Source organism: Sulfitobacter delicatus (genome assembly GCF_900102535.1).
GTDB classification, from domain to species: domain Bacteria; phylum Pseudomonadota; class Alphaproteobacteria; order Rhodobacterales; family Rhodobacteraceae; genus Sulfitobacter; species Sulfitobacter delicatus.
Window position 1 is genome coordinate 461,138 of record NZ_FNBP01000002.1, and the last position, 20,403, is coordinate 481,540.

Annotated in this window: 15 protein-coding genes and 1 tRNA gene; 6 read left to right on the top strand and 10 right to left on the bottom strand. The window is 60.2% G+C overall.

Features of this window, described 5'->3' with window-relative positions:
- Window positions 1–714, bottom strand: a 714-nt coding sequence (locus tag BLS57_RS05490; RefSeq protein ID WP_425274328.1) for an Ig-like domain-containing protein, incomplete at its 3' end; no start/stop codon positions are given.
- A gap of 264 nt (window positions 715–978) precedes the next feature.
- Here BLS57_RS05490 and grrM point away from each other — a divergent pair.
- Complete coding sequence (grrM, locus tag BLS57_RS05495; RefSeq protein WP_167356373.1) at window positions 979–2,130, top strand: cyclophane-forming radical SAM/SPASM peptide maturase GrrM/OscB; 1,152 nt, start codon at window positions 979–981, stop codon at window positions 2,128–2,130.
- Here grrM and BLS57_RS05500 read toward each other — a convergent pair.
- Window positions 2,075–4,498 carry a tryptophan halogenase family protein gene (locus BLS57_RS05500; RefSeq protein ID WP_167356374.1) on the bottom strand — a complete coding sequence of 808 codons (2,424 nt, stop codon included), beginning with the start codon at window positions 4,496–4,498 and terminating at the stop codon, window positions 2,075–2,077. The genes grrM and BLS57_RS05500 overlap by 56 nt on opposite strands.
- Window positions 4,499–4,502: 4 nt before the next feature.
- Window positions 4,503–5,465 (bottom strand): alpha/beta fold hydrolase, encoded by a 963-nt coding sequence (locus tag BLS57_RS05505; protein ID WP_093739959.1) that lies wholly within the window; start codon window positions 5,463–5,465, stop codon window positions 4,503–4,505.
- 372 nt (window positions 5,466–5,837) lie between these two features.
- On the opposite strand from BLS57_RS05505, the gene BLS57_RS05510 reads away from it, so the two are divergent.
- A complete protein-coding gene (locus BLS57_RS05510; RefSeq protein WP_093739961.1) occupies window positions 5,838–6,773 on the top strand; it encodes a YihY/virulence factor BrkB family protein in 936 nt (311 codons plus the stop codon).
- Window positions 6,774–6,776: 3 nt separating this feature from the next.
- Here the strand turns inward: BLS57_RS05510 and BLS57_RS05515 are convergent, their stop codons facing one another.
- The 6 genes from BLS57_RS05515 to BLS57_RS05540 form a co-directional block, all read right to left on the bottom strand.
- Window positions 6,777–7,358 carry a hypothetical protein gene (locus BLS57_RS05515; protein ID WP_093739963.1) on the bottom strand — a complete coding sequence of 194 codons (582 nt, stop codon included), beginning with the start codon at window positions 7,356–7,358 and terminating at the stop codon, window positions 6,777–6,779.
- Window positions 7,355–9,595, bottom strand: coding sequence for a xanthine dehydrogenase family protein molybdopterin-binding subunit (locus BLS57_RS05520; RefSeq protein WP_093739965.1), 2,241 nt, complete (start codon window positions 9,593–9,595; stop codon window positions 7,355–7,357). The genes BLS57_RS05515 and BLS57_RS05520 overlap by 4 nt, the downstream gene beginning before the upstream one ends.
- Window positions 9,596–9,597: 2 nt before the next feature.
- Window positions 9,598–10,056: a (2Fe-2S)-binding protein gene (locus tag BLS57_RS05525; RefSeq protein ID WP_093739967.1), complete on the bottom strand. Its 459-nt coding sequence runs from the start codon at window positions 10,054–10,056 to the stop codon at window positions 9,598–9,600.
- Window positions 10,057–10,170: 114 nt separating this feature from the next.
- A complete protein-coding gene (locus BLS57_RS05530) occupies window positions 10,171–11,343 on the bottom strand; it encodes a hypothetical protein (protein ID WP_093739969.1) in 1,173 nt (390 codons plus the stop codon).
- A 73-nt stretch (window positions 11,344–11,416) separates the two neighbouring features.
- Window positions 11,417–12,841, bottom strand: coding sequence for a TolC family outer membrane protein (locus tag BLS57_RS05535; RefSeq protein ID WP_093739971.1), 1,425 nt, complete (start codon window positions 12,839–12,841; stop codon window positions 11,417–11,419).
- 94 nt (window positions 12,842–12,935) lie between these two features.
- Window positions 12,936–13,589 (bottom strand): protein-L-isoaspartate O-methyltransferase family protein, encoded by a 654-nt coding sequence (locus tag BLS57_RS05540; protein WP_093739973.1) that lies wholly within the window; start codon window positions 13,587–13,589, stop codon window positions 12,936–12,938.
- 142 nt (window positions 13,590–13,731) lie between these two features.
- Between BLS57_RS05540 and BLS57_RS05545 the strand changes: the two genes are divergently transcribed.
- Window positions 13,732–13,805 (top strand) — tRNA-Cys (locus BLS57_RS05545).
- A 181-nt stretch (window positions 13,806–13,986) separates the two neighbouring features.
- Here the strand turns inward: BLS57_RS05545 and BLS57_RS05550 are convergent.
- Window positions 13,987–16,176, bottom strand: coding sequence for an NADP-dependent isocitrate dehydrogenase (locus BLS57_RS05550; protein WP_093739975.1), 2,190 nt, complete (start codon window positions 16,174–16,176; stop codon window positions 13,987–13,989).
- A gap of 397 nt (window positions 16,177–16,573) precedes the next feature.
- Between BLS57_RS05550 and BLS57_RS05555 the strand changes: the two genes are divergently transcribed.
- The 3 genes from BLS57_RS05555 to BLS57_RS05565 all read left to right on the top strand — a co-directional run bounded on the left by BLS57_RS05555 (window position 16,574) and on the right by BLS57_RS05565 (window position 20,370).
- Complete coding sequence (locus BLS57_RS05555; RefSeq protein WP_244153607.1) at window positions 16,574–17,293, top strand: sulfotransferase family protein; 720 nt, start codon at window positions 16,574–16,576, stop codon at window positions 17,291–17,293.
- A complete protein-coding gene (locus BLS57_RS05560) occupies window positions 17,290–18,168 on the top strand; it encodes a glycosyltransferase (RefSeq protein WP_093739979.1) in 879 nt (292 codons plus the stop codon). Before BLS57_RS05555 ends, BLS57_RS05560 begins: the two co-directional genes overlap by 4 nt.
- 108 nt (window positions 18,169–18,276) lie before the next feature.
- Complete coding sequence (locus BLS57_RS05565; RefSeq protein ID WP_093739981.1) at window positions 18,277–20,370, top strand: oxidoreductase; 2,094 nt, start codon at window positions 18,277–18,279, stop codon at window positions 20,368–20,370.
- Window positions 20,371–20,403: the final 33 nt, after the last annotated feature.

Here is a 20,403-nt window from a genome sequence, read left to right on the forward strand (position 1 = left end):
GGCAGAGGCCACCGGCCCGTCATTCGTGCCGGTCACCGTCACCGTGACCAAGGCCGAGGAGGTCCCGCCATTGCCGTCGCTGATCTCGTAGAGGATCTCCACCGTCGCCGTCTCGCCCACCGCGAGACTGTTATAGGCCGTGCCGGGGTCGTAGCTGATCGAACTGCCGTCCGCGGCCACACTCACCGTTCCAAGACCGGACTGCACGCTCGCCGAACTCACCGTCAGCGTGTCAGAGGCATCCGGATCGCTGTCATTGGCCAGCACATCCAGCACCACCGCAGTGTCTTCGTCCGTGCCACCGCTATCGGCAGAGGCCACCGGCCCGTCATTCGTGCCGGTCACGTTGATCGTTACTGTCTCGACGCGGACCAGCCCTTGTGAATTTTGAACTGTATATTGAAACGTTTCGGTCGTGGACTCGCCTTCAGCAAGCCAATCGTAGCCGTCGCTTGTGTCAAAGGTGAAATTACCGGATCCGTCGTATACCAGCTCGCCCCCCCCAGAGAGCACAATAACATCGCCAATCGCTATCGTCGCGCCATTAACGTGAGTCACAAACTTAGAGCTACTTGAGGAGTCGTTTGAAAGAACGTTGAATGATGTATTGCTGTCTTCAGTAGTGCTGGCGCTGTCAGGGGCTGGATTTAAGTAAGTATTGGAGAAGTTGTACCAGTTATACCAATTGTTCCAGTTGTTAAAATGCCACGGCATGCCAATCCCCCTACCGAATTAATTCAGCTACCAGTTGTCCTATTGCCTGCATTTTTATTCGAGGGTTGACCATCGCCTATGCTCTTGTCAACGTATGTTTGTCCTTTCACGCAGAGGTAGAACACCGCATGACCGGCATTTCATGACGATATCTGCCCAGCTACGCGCGGCCTCCAAATGAGCAAGTCAGCCCAAAAGCTACCTGTCAGACGTTGGTTTCGAGGAGCCCTCCGACCCGGTCGGACGAGCCCGCTGGAGCTGCTGATGGTGCAATCCACACGCTTCTGTAACATCAATTGCAGCTACTGCTACCTTCCCTTCCGCACTGATAAGTCACGCTTTGATGTTGCCCTCTTCAAACCGCTGTTCGAAAACTTGAAACGCGCAGATCTGTTAGGAGAGCAACTTACGATACTTTGGCACGCGGGCGAGCCCCTCGCCCTGCCAGCAGACTACTATCGTGAAGCGTTTCAGGCCCTCAAAGAGTTCTGCCCGAAAACAGTCCGCCTCGATCACCATTTGCAGACCAATGCCATGCTGATCAACGATGATCACATAGCGCTCTTTCAAGACTGGAACGTTCAAATAGGGGTCAGCATCGACGGACCCGCTTGGCTGCACGACCAAAACCGAATGACGCGGTCCGGAAAAGGCAGCCATGCGAAGGCCTTGGCCGGAGTGAAAAAGCTACAAGAAGCAAATATTCCGTTCACTTGCATCGCGGTTTTAACCGCCCCAGCTCTAAACCACGCCGATGAACTCTACGATTTTTTTAAATCGCTGGGATGTTACAATGTGGGGTTCAACATAGACGAAGAGGAATCAATTAACGAAACCTCAACCATGCGTGGTAAAACCATAGAATCTGCTTATAAGACGTTCCTAAAACAGATCTATCGTCGCATCCGAGCGGATCGCAATCCGTTACGCGTGCGAGAATTTGATAACGTGTCACAAAGCATTGGCAGTTGGTTCGACCGTGAGGCACCTAACTGTACCGAGAGCAACGCGTTGTCGATTCTGTCCGTAGATGCCGAGGGCAACCTTTATACATTCTCGCCGGAATTCGTTGATGTAGTTTCAGAGCATTACAACGATTTCAAAATCGGTCATGTCTCTGATATTGTGTTTGAAAAATTATACGAAACAGAACCATTCGCGTCACTTAATCGCGACATCAAAGAAGGCATCTATAACTGCAAACAGACTTGCGGTTACTTTGATACCTGCGGCGGAGGGGTCCCCTCCAATAAATACTTTGAACTGGGCAATCTTGCGGGGACAGAGACAAATTTCTGTCGGCTCACGCGTAAGACTATGCTAGACACTGTTCACGAGATCATAGCGGAAGCCCATCAGGCTAGGCGGGTTGCGGAGTGGGAATTGACCGAAACCGCCCAAGAAACGTCAGACTAACATCTGTCGCTCCCGTAGAAGCTCCGTCGTGTACAACGTTTTCTGTAGGCGCGATATATGCTTCGCCGGGTTCAATTCTAATCCGAAGAATCGGCGCTTGTGGACGCTGGCGCAAGTAGAGCCGACCTACGTCAGTGGGGTTCATACGCTGCAATTCTTTTTCAGCTAAGCCAGTTTCCAGAGCCATTTCGTCTATCGTGATCGGAGCAAGAAGCAGATACCGCGGCTTTGACCCGATGTTAATGCACAGCCGGTTGGGGACGCTCTGCCGTTCGCCAAGCATTGTCCGCGACCAGCTATCAACGTGTAACCCGATCAATGGCTCAGCCGGGCCTTGTCGGGTGACTGTTTCCATATTTGGCGGATGAGTGATCACACCAAGGCAACGCATTTCTCCTGTACAATACGGTGCAAGCTCCGCGGTGAGACGTTCCAGCAGCGTCCGATATTCGGCGGTACTAGGCAGGTCGATAGCATTAGCACCGGGGCGGGAAAAAAGGTTGCGCATTTCTTCCACTATGGATTTGGCAGGAAAGCGCAGGACGTCGATAAGTTGCCCCATGGGTGCGTCCTTCGGGGCCGCCAGTGCATCTTTTTCCGCTGAAGTCAGTTCGCGCCACGGGCCCGCGGGTACAAGCGCCTCTGCCTGATAATCCTCCCGTTTTTCTTTAGAAGGGGACATTGATCCCTTCGATATCGAAACCCGCTCGATATCGTTTGGTCGAAACTTGATCGGAGTTTTACCGTCGCCGGGCCCGGCGGCTACCACCTCTTCACTGCTTGGAACCATGCTGCTGTGTTCCGGAGCCGCAATTTCCTGCACTAGGTCGGCCAGAACTTCTGAATGTCGGGGGAGCTGCGATACTGCGCGCCCTACGCCTTGACGCACGAGCCGCTTCAGCGCCTGCGCTGCCTCGATAGACTGAGCACGCGGCAAGTTCGGACGCCTTCCCATACCGTATAGAACAGACCGCACACTTTCGAACCCGAAAATACGCGGCAGGCTGCCGTCATCTTCAGCATTAGGCTCTCGAAATTGCCATTGTTCCAGCTTATCACGCAATCCATCCGTTAGCCGCGCATCGGCCGTAGCCTCTACCCAAAAGTCAGTATCTCGGCGCTCAGACAAGATATAATGCAGAACGACGAAATCCGCGGCATCATCAAAAACATTGCGCATTCTGCGGCTATACTCACGGGCCGCTGCCCCATTGTCGCCGAATATCAACGTGCTCGCCAGTTGGTAGGCCCCGATCTCAATCAAGCCAATTCCCGTAGATTCCAGCGGTTCAAGGAACCCCGAAGCTAGCCCGACTGCCGCGCAATTCCCGATCCAAAATTGCTGCAGTCTGCCTGTTTCCATTTTCAGCTGGCGGACCTCCAAAGGCGCATCGCCTTGGCCACTAGCCGCACGCAAGAAGGCCTCCGCCTCATCATCACTGATATGTCCACTGGAATAGACATACCCCATACCTCGCCTATGGGACAGATCCAGGTCCCAGGTCCAGCCATGTCGCCGGGCACTGGCGGTGGTGAACGGTCGAGGCTCTTGATTGCGGGACGGAAGCCGCGCCGCCACTGCCCGATCACAAAGCAAATGCCTGCCGTAATCTTTAAATTCTGCTTCAAGCGCGCCCCGCATCAGAACAGACCGAAAACCGGTGCAATCTACAAAGAAATCAGCCTTTATCCAAGTCTTGTCCCGAGTAAGGACCTGCGCAATATTGCCGTTTTCGGTACGTTCAACGTCAACCACAGCCGCATCTATAACCGAAATGCCACGCGCGATCCCTTCCTCTTTCAACCAATCACCAAGGGCTTCAGCGTCTAGGTGGTATGCATACTGCACCACACCATCATACTCGGGCATGTCAGCTGTCTTCGGGGGCAACATCCGGTCGCATAGATCCGTTTGAACGCCTTGAAACCGGCTGAAAATGTCGGGCAACTGTTGTGAACCAACAAGCGTAGCAATTTCACTTACCGCAACGTCGAACACGGCTTGCGTCGATTTTGCCGGGTGATACGGGCTGAACCGTTCAAACTTGCCGCTCACGTTGCGTTCAAACGGGTGAAAATAGACGTCTCCGCCCCCGTCCGGGCCTTTCCGCCAATCCGTGAAACGAATTCCGTGCTTAAAGGTCGCGCCAGTTCTCCTGAGAAGCTTGCGCTCTGACAAACCAAGTCGCGCTAGCGTTTGTTTTAGGCTGGGAATGGTCGCCTCGCCAACGCCGATCCGACCAATATCGGAAGGCTCGACCACCGTATATTTGATTGGACCTGTGCGCGCTTCCGGAACAAATTTCTGCAGCGTCAATGCCGTTATCCAACCAGCGGTACCGCCGCCCACGATTAAGACTTCCCGCATGGCGTTATGCCTCTTCATTCTGTTTAAATTCGTCAGCCAGCACGGCGAGGAGTGCCTCTTCAATCGGTGAGCCGCCGCCACAGTGGCCAGCTTCGTGTAAGAGACGTAGTTCTGCAACTGGCAGGTCCTGAGCGAGCTGCACTGCAGCTTCAGGACGCGACACCAAATCTCTGCCACCCTGCAAAATAACAGTTGGCGCTTGCACACGATTGGTTAAGTCCAAAAGATCATATCCATTTAGAAAGAAACCATTTCGGAAATAATGACATGAGATTGCTGCGTATCTCAAATGAAAACCGGATAAGATAAGACTTCGATCAATCTTGGTTTCTTTTCCATTCGAACCCGCGAACAGTTCATATTCGACCCAAGCCTGACAGGCAGCACTTTGCTCCGGGCTGGGGCTTCCTAAGATCGCACTACTGAATTGCTCTATCAGACTTTTACTGTCCAAGATCTCGTTCTGGTGAAAAAAACGGCCCCAGTCGATCGGGTATTCCTTGCGCGTGGCGAACAAAAAATGCTCGGTGTCCTTCGGGGAACCGAGAAATGGGCTGTATAGTATCAGCTTTTCGACCCGGCCCGGATTCGATGCGGCATAAAGAAGCGCTAGCGCAGCGCCCCAGGAGCCCGCAATGATCTTGAACGCTTGGATGCCAAGCTCATGACGAATTTGCTCTATGTCTTTGAGCGTGTGCCAGGTCGTATTTTCCGTGATCGAACGCTCAGGACGGGACCTGCCGCAGCCTCTCTGATCAAACCCAACTGCCCTGTAATTCTTTGGAATGATGTCGATCAAATGTTGCGGTGTTTGTCCGCCAGGACCTCCGTGTAGGAAAAGTGCCGCTGAAGTCGCGTCCGCGGGGCCTTGATCGATACAATACAGTGCATGCCCGTGACTAACTTTGACCATTTTTCTCCGGCAAACAGGCATAGTTGTGAGTTTCCTCGGCTTTCTATTCCGCATTATTAAACGAATACGACCGTAAGTACGCCCCCTCCGAGTTGGTAGTTTAGATGCTAGTCGATGGTTGGCCCTTGGTCTACGGGGCCATTTTCTTCAAAGCCTGCACCTGTGTCTGGCTTCTCTTTTCTTTGCGTATCTCCGCAGCTGCGTTGGACCCAGTCGGAATAATTGCAAAGACTAACTGCAAAGGATTAAGTCTTTCCACGTTATATTTTTCGCCCCCTTCTTCCGAACCCGGCAGTAGTCAAGTGGTGCGATGTGATCTGCGCGCAATTGGCCGCTCGGCCCGGTTTTGCCAGTCCGCCGGTTTGACAGTGGCAAGCGGATGCGTGGCGCACTAGCTTAGGCAGCAAGCCAAACACGGGGCAGAGGATGGACGCCAGACCGGCTCATGACCAGAAGCGCGAAGTCGTGATGACCCATGGGATTCTCAGTGAGAACCCCGAGGATCTGTTTCACGGCACCGGCTGGCGAGTCGGGCGTGCGGTGCTGCATGAGGCGGTGTTGCGGCTGTGGAGCGATGATGCCTTTGGCATGGCAGGCAATGTGGCCTTCCGGGCGCTCTTGGCGATCTTTCCGTTTTTGATCTTTACCAGTTCGCTGACGGCCTTTGTTGGGGACCGGTCGATGGCGGATGATCTGATCCATTTCCTGATTGCCATCGTGCCGCCCGCGCTGATCGATCCGATCGTGACCGAGGTGGAGAAAGTGATGACCGTGCCGCGGGGCGATCTGCTGAGCGTCGGTATCTTGCTCACCATCTGGTTTGCCGTGGGCGGGGTCGATGGTATCCGGGTTGGGCTGAACCGGGCGTATGGGCTGCGCGAGACGCGGTCGGTTTTTACGATCTATGCGGTGCAGGTTGCCATGGTGCTTTTGGCCAGTCTGATCTTGGTCATCGTCGGCTATCTCTTGGTGCTGGCGCCACGTGCGGGCTCTTGGCTGCATATGTTGATGCCGGGGTTTGATCCGCGTTCGGTGACTGTCAGCCTTGTGCGGTTTCCGGTGTCGGCGACGATCCTGCTGGTGTCGCTCTTTGCCGCCCATGTGATCCTGCCGGCCCGCCGCACGCGGTTCAACAACATCTGGCCCGGCGTGGTTGTCACGGCGATTGCATGGACACTGCTGGCCATGGCGTTTTCCTACTACCTGCGCAGCTTTGGGACCTATGCGAGCTATTATGCTGGTATGGCCGGGATCATCGCGGCGCTGTATTTCATGTATCTCGCCGCTCTGGTGCTGATCTTTGGCGGAGAATTAAACCGCGCGCTGCGCATCAGGCGGCTGGCACGGGCGATGAGTGACTGAGGGTTAATTCGTCGCACAGGGTGTGCCTGCTGCGCCCCAGAGGTTCACATCATGGACCAGCGCGTCCAGCGAGCCTTCGGGCGCGGACCGCCCTGCCCCCGGCGTGAAGCCCCAAGCAACGAAAGCAGAGTTGCGCAGGTGATCGACGAGCGAGGCGATGTCATGGCCGTCGTTGGTGTCGGGGTCGCGCAACTGGGCGCAAACCTCGGCGGAGGTTTTGCCGAGCCAATCCAGTTCGACGGGCGGTAGCCGCCAAGCGTCGTCGATATGCGGTGGGGCATGGGGCACGGTGTTTGCCGCGGCAGAGGTCACATGGCAGGCGTCACAGGTGATGCTTTCCGCCCCGATCCTGCTTTCGCCCGCTTGGACGTTCATGCCGTGCACCGCGTCTGGCTTGTAGCCCAGCCCTTCCCACATCGGTTGGCCGCTGTCGCCTACATGGCAATTGGTACAACGCGGGTGCGAGGTGACGGTGAAGATGCGCTCCCATGCCGCAAGGCCCTCTTCGCGGGTGGCGTTCTGCGGCGTCTCTTGGGCGGCGGCGGGGGCGGCCAGCAGGGCGGCGCAAAGGGTCAGGTATTTCATGCGAAATCCACGGAATTGGAGAGCGGCAAATCGCGGATGCGCTGGCCTGTGGCGGCAAAGATCGCGTTGGCCAGTGCAGGTGCCCCGGGCGGCACGCCCGGCTCGCCCACGCCGCGCAGCTTGCCGCCGTTTTCCAGCCCGCGCACTTCGATCTTAGGGGTCTGATAGAGGCGCAGACCGGAATAGAGGTGGTAGTTGTCCTGCTGCGGCACGCCGTCTTTGTAGGTCAGTTCGCAGTTCATCGCATGGCCCAAGCCCCAGATCACACCGCCCGAAAGCTGTGCCTCAAAGTTCACCGGGTCAAGCACGCGGCCCACTTCGGCGGCGACAAAGACCTTGTCGATGCGCAGGCCCGCGTCGGTCTGGATGACCTCGACCACCTCGGCCACGGGCACGCCGAAGGACAGGCAGAACGCCAGCCCCCGGCCCCGGCCCGGCCCGAGGTCCGCGCCCCAGTCGGACATCTCACCCACGGCCTCAAGCACCTTGCGCGAGGGGTCGTGGGTGCAGAGCCGCAGACGTTCCTCCAGCGGGTCGGCCCCGGCGGCGTGGCACATCTCGTCCATGAAGCTTTCGTGCAAAAAGGCGTTGCCCGAGGCGCCGACCGAGCGCCATGAGCTGACCGGGACCATCGCGGGCACCCGGTGCCCGGTGACGCGGTAGTCGGGGATGGCGAAGGGCTGGTCCCATGCGCCCGCGACGATGGCGACGTCGGGGCCAAAGACCGGCTGATGCACCCGCTTAAGCTGCGATTCCATAACCGAGGGCGCAGCGATGGCGAGGTCGAAGGCGGCAAGCTGGCCATCCGCAACTTTGCCCTGCGCGCGGGCCATGGCCAGCGGGCGGGGAAAGTCGTGGGTGAAGTCTTCTTCGCGGGACCAGACCATTTTGACCGGGGTGCCGGGCATCTGCTGGGCGACTTCGACGGCGCGCATGACATAGTCGTCTTCGAGCCGCCGCCCGAAGCTGCCGCCTGCCATGAGCACATGGATATGCACATTCTCGGCGTCGATCCCGGTGAGGCGGGCGACATTGGCCTGCATGAAACGCGGGATTTGCGTGGCGGTCCAGATGTCGACGCGGGTTTTCTCCAGCTTCACCAGCACGCTCATCGGCTCCAGCGGGGCGTGAGCGAGATAGGGGATGCGATATTCGACGCTAAGCACTTCGCCTTCGGAGAGCGCGGCGGTGACATCACCATCGTCGCGGAACTGGCTGTCTTGGGTGTCTTCGGTAAAGGCGGCGGCGACGGCCTCGAACTGGTCTGCCGTGTTGCCGGTATAGGGCGATGGCCCCCAGTCGCAGTCCACCGCCTGCACGGCCTGAAAGGCGCGCCATGTGTTGTCGGCCACGACCGCCACGCCGCCGGTGATCGGCAACACCTCTTTGACGCCGCGCATCTTTTCGGCGCGGCCTGCGTCGAAGCCTTTGATCGCGCCGCCCTGTGCGGGGTTGGTGCGGGTGGTGGCGTAAACCATGCCCTCCATCACCATGTCGATGCCATAGGTCTGGGTGCCGGTGGATTTGGCCAGCACATCGGTGCGCATCTGCGGCTTGCCCAGATGCTTCCAGTCGGACGGGTCGCGCAGAGTGACGTCGGTGACCGGGTCAATCTCAGCCGCCGCGGCGGCGAGGTCTTGATAGGCCAGTCGCGCGCCATCGGGGAGGACCACGGCGCCTGCCTCGGTCTTAAGCTGGTCACGCGGCAGGCCGGTTTGCGCCATCGCGGCGGCGATCAGCGTTTCACGCGCCACCGCCCCTGCTGTGCGCAAACGGTCGTACATATCGGGCACGGTAGAACTGCCGCCGGTGAGTTGCAGGCCCAGAAGCTTGCCCGCCACATCCGCCGCACCCCGGCCCGTGCGGGCAAGAAAGGTTTCCGAGGTGGCGGCGATGGGCATGCCTTCGGCGCTGACAACACCGTTGTAATACACCGGCGACGGAGGGCCGGGGGTGATCGTGACCTCAGCGAGGTCGACGTCCAATTCCTCAGCGATCATATGGGCTTGGATAGAGTAAGCCCCCTGCCCCACATCAGCGCGGGGGGTGATGAGGGTGACGCCGCTGGCGTCCACTTTGACGTAAGGCGTGATCGCCGCAGCGCCCGGCGCCAGCCCGTCGAGCAGCGGATTGTCCAACTCGCGTTTATAAAGGTAGGTGCCAAAGGCCACGCCCCCGGCAATGGCAGCGGAGCCGACGAGGAAACTGCGGCGGGTGATGGTGCCAAGGCGCGACATGCTCAAGCCCCTCGCAACTGCGCGGCGGCGTCATGCACGGCGGCGCGGATGCGGGGATAGGTGCCGCAGCGGCAGAGGTTGCCGCTCATCGCGGCGTCGATCTGGTCGTCGGTCGGGTCGGGGTTGAGGTCGAGGAAAGAGGCCGCCTGCATGATCTGGCCGGATTGGCAGTAGCCGCATTGCGCGACCTGATGTTTGACCCAAGCGGCTTGGACCACATGCAAAGCCTCTGGCGTGCCGAGCCCTTCGATCGTGGTTACATCGCCGTCGACATCGCCTGCGCGCAACTGGCAGGAACGGACCGCCATCCCGTCGATATGCACGGTGCACGCGCCGCATTGCGCGATGCCGCAGCCATACTTCGGGCCGGTGATGCCCAATTCGTCACGGAGTACCCACAAAAGCGGCATGTCGTCTTCGACGTCCACCTCATGGACTGTGCCGTTTACCGTCAATTCCATGATGCGCCCCTTTGAAACCCTTGGATTCAATGTAGCTATCGCTGCGGCCATCACAAGGTCCGCGCGGGTAACTTGGCGTGGCGTCACAAAAATCGCGGCAGCGCCGTGGTGGGTTTACTCGAGGTCTTGTGCCGTCATCGCGCGGTGGATCTCGCGGCGGACCAGCTTGCGCACGTTGCGGGTGATGCGTTCGCCCAAAGCACCTTGCAGCTCGGCGCGGACAATCTCGGTCACCAGATCCCGCAGGGCTTCTTCGTCGAGGAACTGGTCTTCGACGCCAAGGCCGCCTGCCGCATCTGGTGCGGCTTCCGCAGTGCGGGGCGCAGGCTCTGGTGCGCGCGGGCCGCTGTCGGCAAAACGGCGGACCTGCTCCTCGATCTCGGGCGCGGGACGGCGGAACGCCGGGGCTTCTGACGCCTCTGGCTCGGCCTCTGCACGAGGGGCTTCGGGCTGGGGCGCTTCGGGCTGGAACGCTTCGGGCTGGAACGCTTCGACCTCATCCTCAACCTCGTCTTCCCAAGCCATGGCCGGAGGTTCGGTGCCGGAATAGTCATCATCCCCGGGGCTGTCGGGCTCCCAATTGTCAGAAATCTGACCAATGGCCGTCTCCAGCGCCGCGATCTTGTCGCTGAGTTTGCGCTCGGCTTTGGGGGGCTCGGTATGTGTGAAACGCGCGGAGGCAAACGGCTGGTCGGGCTCTGCCACGGCCGGCTCTGCTCTGCTGTCTTGGGCTGACGGGTCGGCCTCGGGTTGCGCCGGAGCATCCTCTGGCGCGGCGTAGTCTTCGGCATGCAGATCGGCTGGATCGTCATGCAGCATGTCATAGTCGAAGGGCGAGATCTCGGGGCCGGCCTTCTCTTCGACCTCCTGCGATGCGGTGGCCTGCGGACGGTCCTTTCCGTCAGAGGTGGCCACGCGCAAGGCCGGGGTCAGCACCAGCCTGTCGGCTGCCGTTTCAGGCGCCTTTACACGAGGTGGTGTTATCGGTTTGCGGGCCGAGAAAAAGGGGCGCTCTTTCGGGGAGGGATCACCCGTTGCTTTGTCGGCGCTTGCGGTCGGCTGCTGAGGCACATGCGGTGCAAAATCGCCGGAAGTGACAGAAGGATCCGGCGCTGGTGCAGTGATCTCTGCGTCAGCTTCAGGTGCCGCGCTTTTTGGCGCAACAGGCGGCTCCACCCGTTCCGGGGCAGAATTGGACCTCTGCAAAGGGCGCTTGTCTTCGGACACCAGACGGCGAATCGAAGACAGAACGTCTTCTACTTCCGCGTTTGAGACGGGTTCGGACATATATCTACCACTCTTTCCTCACAGCCTAGTTTAACCGCGGCGGAGGATTCTCACAATGGGGCGCTAAAAATTGTCATTCTTTTTGCAGCGCGCGCAACACACGGTCCAGCGCCTGCCCTTGTTTGGAGTAGAGCGCAGGCCCGTCCTTGACGTGGCTGTAGTAAGCCGCGGCATCGTAAAGCTGAACCGGCAGACGCAGGTCGCGGGCGGTCAACTGGCCCTTGGCCGCGAGCACCGAATAGGCCGCGACATAAAGGCTCGCGCGGGCGGCCACGCGGGTGGTTTCCGCATCGAGCAGCGCCTGTTCGGCGTCCAGCACATCAAGGGTGGTCCGAGCGCCGAGCGTGGCCTCTTCACGCACGCCACGGAAAGCGATGCGCGCGGCCCGGATTTGACGGTCGGAGGCTTCAAGCTGCGCCTGCGCTGAGGTCAGTGCGGCATAGGCGTTGCCCACGTCCTGCTCCACTTTCATCCGCACGACATGCAGGTTGGCGCGTTGCGCATCCCGCTGCGCCATCGCGCGGCGCAGGGCCGAAGACAGTGCTCCGCCTTGGTAGATGATCTGCCCAACCTCGACACCAACGCTGCCGCTGCGGGTGTAAGCATCGCTGTTAAAGGTCTCTGTCAGCCCATATTGCCCCTTCAGCTTGACCTGCGGCGCCATGGAGGATTCGCTTGCTTTCACAGCCAGATCGGCGGCGGCAACCTGATGCTGGGCGGCGAGAATAGAGGGGTGCAGGCGCACGGCCAAGCCTTTGGCAGACGCCAGATTGCCCCCGACATCGGGCAGGTTTGGCGGGCCTTTCAGTTGGCCCGGCTGATGGCCCACGGCGGCGCGATATTCTTCCACCGCGCGGAGCAATGCGCCCTCGGCGGCGGCTAATCCACTGCGGGCATTGGCCAGCTGCGCTTCGGCAAGTGCAACATCTGTGCGGGTTACCTCGCCCACTTCAAACCGGTCGCGCGCGGCGCGCAGTTCCTGTGTCAGCAGCCGCAGATTGTTGTTGCGCAGCGATACCGTTTCGGAGGCTTCGATCACGCCCATATAGGCCGTGACCGCGCGCAAAAGGATTTGCTGCTCAATTTCCAGAAGGGTCTGGCGCGTCGCCAAGACCGTTTCCTTGGCCCCTTCGATCTTGTATTCACTCGTGCCGAAATCAAAGAGCAACAGCTCGCCAATCAGACTGATCGAGGCTTTCAGACTGTCGGTCGATTGGGCACCCGAGAGCGACGAACTACGTGACGTTCCGAAGTTCTGCGTCAGACTGCCGGCCCAGCTCAAGACCGGCCTCAGCGCGGCCTTTGCAGCCGCGACATCTTCATCGGCGGCGCGCAGAAGAGCGCGGTTCTGCTCAAGCAGTCCGGAATGCTCATAGGCCCCGACCAGCGCATCGGCCAGCGTTTCTGCCGACGCGGGCTGCGGCAGCGACAAGGCAAGGCCCAGCGGAAGCGCCAAGGCGATACGTTTGAAAGAAGTCTTAAAACTGGTTACGCGCATGGCTTTGCCGCCTTTGATGTACCTGTATTAGAGGCCCGCCATCAATCTTTGCTGACAGCCGTGCCCAGTGCCTCCCGCCGCGTTTGTACGCAGGTTAAAGCTGGAAAGCCACCTGCCGCTCGAACCCGCGCAGCACCGGCGCACCGGCGTTGAATTCGGAGCGCCAGGAAATCTGATCGTTCTGCTTATAGCCGACACGCACCTCGCCGAGCCCTTCTTCCATGAAGAGACAGGCAATGCGGCCGCCGTCTTTGATTTGCTCGACCAAACCTGCCGGTACTTCCTCGACCGCGCCCTGCACGATCACCGCGTCATAGGGGCCGTGCTGCGGCGCGCCCTCGGCCAAGGGGCCGACGTGTACGATGACGTTGTCCGACCCAACCTCGGCCAGCGCTTCTTGCGCCTCGGTCGCCATGGCTTCATCTTCCTCGACCGCCACCACAGCCTCGGCCATATGCGCGATCACGGCGCTGGAATAGCCCATGGCACAGCCCACATCGAGCACCAGCTCGTCATTCGTGATGTCCAGATGGTCGAGCATCTTGGCCAGCGTGCGCGGATCAAGCACCACACGCCCCTGCCCCAGATCAAGGTTTTCGCCCAGATAAGCCGCCTCGCGTTGGGCGGCGGGCACGAAGTCTTCGCGCGGCACGGTCAGCATGGCATTGATGATCGGAAATTTAGTCACATCCGACGGGCGGACCTGCGTATCTACCATAGTGGTGCGGCGGGCGGCGAAATCACTCATCAACGAAACTCATATGTTCTGGTGTCTGAAAACTGATGTGCCACATTGCCGGGCCAGCGGCAACGGCCCGCAGTGATTTTCACGCGCATATGGGTCTTGCGGCCCCCCCCGCGATCCGGTAGCAGTGCGCCAACCACTAGGCGGCGAGTTGGCGGAGTGGTTACGCAGCGGATTGCAAATCCGTGTACACCGGTTCGATTCCGGTACTCGCCTCCACCTAATTTACCTAAACATTCTGACGTAACACCTATCGGCTGTGCTGGTAGGTTTTGTCGACTCGATGCGCATAGGCTGCGGTGGTCTATGGCGCAACAGGTGCAAGCCATTGCGCGATAGGGCTTTATATGTCCCGACGCGCACCCAAAGAGGTGCGCGTCGGTTTCTTCCATCAGGCTAATTACCCGATAATGCTGTTCAGCGTCTGGGATGGACGCATCACGCTGGCAGTTTTGCCTGCGTCGGTGTGGTAATAGCCACCGAGGTCAACCGCTTGGCCCTGTGCCGCTGCGAGCTCGGACAGGATATCGGCTTCTTTCTCTGCCAGTTCTTTCGCGATCGGGGCGAAATGCGCGGCGAGCTCTGCGTCTTCGCTCTGTGCCGCCACCGCTTCGGCCCAGTAGCGGGCGAACCAGTAGTGGCTGTCGCGGTTGTCGGGCTCACCGACCTTGCGCGAGGGGGAGCGACCATTGTCGAGGATGCCTTGCGTCGCGGTTTCCACCGCATTGCCCAGCACCCGCGCCTTGGCGTTGTCGCGCGCATCGGCGAGGAACTTCAGGCTCTCGCCAAGAGCACAGAACTCGCCCAAGCTGTCCCACCGCAGGTGGTTTTGCTCGACCAACTGCTGCACGTGTTTGGGGGCCGAGCCGCCTGCCCCGGTTTCAAACAACCCGCCGCCGTTCATCAACTTTACGATCGACAGCATCTTGGCCGAGGTCGCCAATTCGAGGATCGGGAAGAGATCGGTGAGGTAGTCGCGCAGCACGTTGCCGGTGATGGCGATGGTGTTCTCGCCTTTGGTGATGGTCTCGAGCGAGGCGCGGGTGGCTTCGCGGGGGGCCATGATCTCGAACTTGTCGGCCACGCCTTGGGCTTCCAAGATCGGCTTCACATAGGAGATCAGTTCGGCATCATGGGCGCGGTTTGCGTCGAGCCAGAAGATCGCGCGGCAGCCTTCGGCCTTTTGACGCGAGATGGCGAGGTTCACCCAATCCTCAATCGGCGCCTTGCGGGCCGAGGAGGAGCGCCAGATGTCACCGGCCTCGACCTTGTGCTCGTGCAGCACGGTGCCGTCGTCGAGGATCATTTTCACGGTGCCCGCGTCCGACAGTTCAAAGGTGGTCGGGTGGGAGCCGTATTCCTCGGCCTTCTGCGCCATCAGGCCGATGTTCTGCACCGTGCCTGCGGTGGCGGGGTTCAGCTTGCCGTTTTCTTTGAAGAAGTTGATCGCCTCGTCATAGACCGGGGCGTAAGAATTGTCGGGGATCACGCAGTTCGCGTCATGCTCCTTGCCGTCCGGACCCCAGCCCTTGCCGCCGGCGCGGATCAGCGCGGGCATGGAGGCGTCGATGATGACGTCGGAAGAGACATGCAAGTTCGTGATGCCCTTGTCGGAATCGACCATATACATCGGCGGGCGCTCATCCATGCAGGCGTCGATGTCGGCCATGATCTCGTCGTTGCCCTTCACGCGCTCCAGCAGATCGCCAAGGCCGGAGTTCGGGTTCACGCCCAGTTCCTTCAGCTTGTCCCCGTGCTTTTCAAACACTGGCGCGAGGTAGGCTTTGACCGCATGGCCAAAGAGGATCGGGTCAGAGACCTTCATCATCGTGGCCTTGAGGTGCAGCGAGAAGAGGATGCCGTCTTCTTTGGACTTTTTGATCTCGGAGGCGAGGAAGTCTTTGAGCGCCGCGGCACTCATGAAGGTCGCGTCAACGACGGTCCCTTCGGGATACTCGAGGCCCTCTTTCAGAACCGTCTCGCCCCCCGCTGTCTCAAGCACGATCTTCGCGCCAGAGGCTTTGTCGAGCGTGGCAGACACTTCGTTCGAGAAGAAGTCATTGCCCGACATGGACGACACATGCGTTTTGCTGTCCGACGCCCAATCGCCCATGCGGTGCGGGTTGGACTGAGCAAAGCTTTTCACCGGTTTCGCGGCGCGGCGGTCGGAGTTGCCTTCGCGGAGAACCGGGTTCACGGCGGAACCTTTGATCCCGTCATATTTGGCGCGCACGGCCTTTTCTTCGTCGGTCTTGGGGGCTTCGGGGTAATCGGGCAGCGCGTAGCCTTGGGCCTGAAGCTCTTTGATCGCGGCGACCAGCTGCGGCACGGAAGCGGAGATGTTCGGCAGCTTGATGACGTTCGCTTCGGGCGTTTTCACCAGACGGCCCAGCTCGGCCAGATCGTCGGACTGGCGCTGTTCTTCGCTCAAATGCTCGGGGAAGGTCGCGAGGATACGGCCCGCGAGGCTGATGTCTTTCGTGCCAACGCTGACGCCAGCGGCTTTGGCGAATTTCTGAATGATCGGCAGGAACGAGGCAGAGGCCAGCTCCGGTGCTTCGTCAACTTTCGTATAGATGATATCGGACATGATATGCTCCCAAATGCTGCATTTGGCCCCTGATAACCGAAGCGACAGAGAAGGTCGACGGTATACCGCAGTATGCGATGGTTTCCCTGACGCTTTGGTGGCCTCGGTAGAGGTATGCCGCTTCGGTGGCTTGTTAACCTTTTATTAAAATTCTCCGAACTAGCCTCATCCCGTAAAGGGTGGCAGGAGGGAATTTGTTTTGTTGCAAGGTGATGCAGGTCACGAGGGGGATCTGAAAGAGGACTCAGGAACGCGAGGGCTGCCCCTCGGCGCGACTGGCGCGGGCACTGAAGGCGATATTGACCCGACAGTGCTGGACCGTCCGGTCGTGCTCTTGGGACGCGGGGGGTCTGGCACACGGCTCTTGAGCCAACTTGCGCAAGACACAGGGATTTTCTTGGGCAATGAGATCAACGCATCAGGCGATTCAGTCGAATGGGTTCAACCGATTTATCAACGGGCCATCGCGCGTTGTGGGGGGACTGGTGCAGACCGCGAGAGCTCCGAAAGTTTGCGAGATCACGCGCGCCACGTCCTAAGCGCCGCCGACGTGACGAAACAACAGCTATGGGGATGGAAGCTGCCCGAAACCATGCTGATCCTGCCCGACGTCTTGGCAGCATTTCCCCGCGCAAAGATTATCCACCTGCTGCGTCACCCGGTATCCAGCAGCCTGCGCCGCAGCCATATGACGTCACGCTTTAACAACCCGGTGGGTCGGGCCGTCCTTACGGCTGCCTACCGCGAGGTGGGCCGCTCTGAAAAGTCGATCGAGCGCGATGCAGAATGGCAGCACAACGCGATCACATGGCTGTACCAAGTCCGGAGGGTGGCACATATCTGCCGTCAGTTAGGGGCCGAACGCTGGCTGGAGATCCGCTTTGAAGACCTGTGCACCACACCGAAAACCGTCAGCACGCAGGTCACTGCTTTTCTTGGGAACACGTCGGAGCAGTTGGCAGCGGCCGCCCAGCTAGAAAACAAGATCAACCCTGCCCGGGCTGCGGGTGCCGTCGAGATGACAGACCCGCGCGCGGAGTGGGTTTGGTCGCTTTGTGCGCCAGTGGCCGAACAATTCGGCTACGGCGCAACACCTCCAGTAGGAGAAAAATCATGAAGCTTTCTATCGTCGTTATCTTCTTCAACATGACCCGTGAAGCGGCCCGCACGCTCTATAGCCTCAGCCCCGCTTATCAGCGCGGCGTGGCGGCACAGGATTACGAAGTCATCGCCATCGACAATGGCTCCCCCCAACCGTTGGACCCGGCGGTAGTCACATCCCATGGACCCAATTTCCGCTATCATTATCACGCGACTGACAGTGTCTCACCGGTCGAGGCCATGAATCTTGGAGCCAAGATGGCGCAGGGAGAGGCGCTAGCCGTAATCGTCGATGGCGCGCGCATGGCTTCGCCCGGGCTGGTGCGCCTTACCCTTGATGCGCTGCGTCTGGACGCTAAAGCCTTTGTCTGCGCCCGCGCATGGCATCTCGGCCCGGAGGTGCAAAATTTCTCGATGCTGCGCGGCTATGACCAGGCCACGGAAGATGCGTTGCTGGCCGAGATTAACTGGCGCGAAGATGGCTACAGGCTCTTTGACGTGTCGGTCATCGCCCCGTCCTCACACGGCGGCTTCCTTGGCCCCTTCCCACCTGAGTGCAGCTGGCTTGCGATGTCGCGAACATTCTTCCTCGACCTTGGCGGCTATGACATCCGCTTTCAGAGCCCGGGCGGAGGGCTTTGCAATCACGAATTCCGCAACCGCGTCCTCGCATCTCCGGGGGTGCGGCCCATTAACCTGTTAGGCGAAGGCGTATTTCACCAAGTCCACGGCGGCGTTTCCACCAATGTAGCCCCGGACAACCGGCCCAATCCCGGCTTTCGTGCAGAGTTTGAAAGGCTGAAGGGTGAGCCGTTCAAACCTGTCCCCGCCCCCGGCTTGCAGTATGTCGGCACCCTACCCACCGCGGCGAGGCCCCATCTGGCCGCGTGACGGCTCCCTAACCGCCCCTCCAACTGCGGTTTACAGCCCGCGCGCGCCCCTGCTAAGCCTCTGACAACACCGGGCGCCAGCCCGCCCTTAACAGCAGGCAGGCGCCCTATGTCAGACCCCAACCCAGGCCCATTCGCGGCACTTTTCGAGCCGGTCAAAATCGGCCCGCTCACCACCCGCAACCGTTTCTACCAAGTGCCTCATTGCACCGGCATGGGCTACCGCTACCCCCGTTCCGAGGCCCGGTTTCGCGGGATCAAGGCCGAGGGCGGCTGGGGGGTCGTCTCGACTCAGGAGACCGAGATCCACCCCAGCTCAGACCTTACCCCGGCCAATGAAGCGCGCCTGTGGTCTGAGGCCGATATCCCGGCACTGCGACTTGTGACCGAAGCGGTCCACGAACACGGCAGCCTTGCCGCGATCCAGCTTGCACATAACGGGATGCACACCGCCAACCGCTACAGCCGCCGGGTGCCACTGGCGCCCTCGGCAGCCCCGGTGGGCGGTGATGATCCGGTACAGGCGCGCGCGATGGACAAGGCCGATATCGCCGAGTTCCGCCGCTGGCATGTGGCAGCCGCGAAACGCGCGATGGATGCCGGGTTTGACATTATCTACGCCTATGCCGGACATGAGATGACCTTGCTGCACCAGTTCCTCCTGCTGCGCCACAACCAGCGCACGGATGAATACGGCGGCTCCCTGACCAACCGCCTGCGCCTGTTTCGCGAGGTCATCGCCGACACGCGTGAGGTTGTGGGCGACCGCTGTGCCTTGGCGGTGCGGCTGGCGGTGGATGAACTGCTGGGCGCGAATGGCATGCAGCACGACGCCGAAGCGCGGGACGTGATCGAAGCGCTGGCCGAAGAGCCGGACCTTTGGGATGTAAACCTGTCGGACTGGTCCAACGACAGCCAAACCTCGCGTTTTGCTCCCGAGGGGTTTCAGGACGACTACACTCGGTTCGTGAAATCGGTAACGAGCAAACCCGTGGTAGGCGTGGGCCGCTATACCTCGCCCGACACGATGCTAAAGCTAGTGCGCCAAGGCCACCTAGACCTGATCGGCGCCGCGCGCCCATCGATCGCAGACCCTTTCCTGCCCGAGAAAATCCGCACAGGCGAGGTCGAGGCGATCCGCGAATGTATCGGCTGCAACATCTGCGTCATGGGCGACAATACAGAAACCCCGATTCGTTGCACCCAAAACCCGGCAACGGGCGAAGAATGGCGCCGTGGCTGGCACCCCGAGAAGATCGCCCCGCTGAAAACACCCGAGCCCGTACTGATCGTCGGCGGCGGCCCCGCAGGGCTGGAAGCGGCGCGTGCGCTGAGCCAACGCGGCGCTGACGTGATGCTGGCCGAAGCCGATACAGCATGGGGCGGGCGCGTCACCCGCGAAGCCGCCCTGCCCGGTCTGGCCGCCTGGGGCCGAGTGCGGGACACGCGGCTCTGGCTGTTGCAACAACGCCCGAATGCCGAACTCTATCTGCAAAGCCCGCTGACCGCAGAGGACCTTTTGGACTACGGCATGCCCCACATCGCTCTGGCCACAGGATCACGCTGGCGCCGGGATGGGCGCGGACGGGCGAACCGCCTGCCCCTGCCCTTCCTCGACCCCACGCGGGTTCTAACCCCCGACGATCTGATGCACACAGGCGCAGCAGCAGTGACCGCAGATGGCCCCGTGGTAATTTTCGACGATGACCGCTTCTATATGGCCAGCGTGCTGGCCGAACTTCTGGCCAACGCCGGACACGAGGTGATCTTTGTCACCCCCGCCCCGGTGGTCTCCCCTTGGTCGGACAAGACCCTAGAGCAGGCCCGCATCCAGCGCCGCCTGATCGAGAAAAAGGTGCAAATCATCCCCCTCTCAAATCTCGCCGACATGGGCCCCGACAGCCTGACCCTCTCTTGCGTCTATGGCGGCCCGACACGCGAAATCCCTTGTGCGACTCTCGTCATGGTCACAGCCCGCGCCCCGCAAGATGCGCTTTGGCACGACCTCCAGACCCGCAAACAGGACTGGGCAGACGCCGGGATCAAAACCATCACCCGGATCGGAGATTGCCTCGCCCCGTCCCTGATCGCCATGGCGGTGCAATCTGGCCATGCCTACGCTCAATATATTGAGCATGACACGCCCCCCGAGCCGCTGCGCGAAGACAACGCCACCGACGCGGCCCTGCGCCTGCAACTCTGATCTGCTCTTTTTGGCCTGAAATACTTCAGGGAG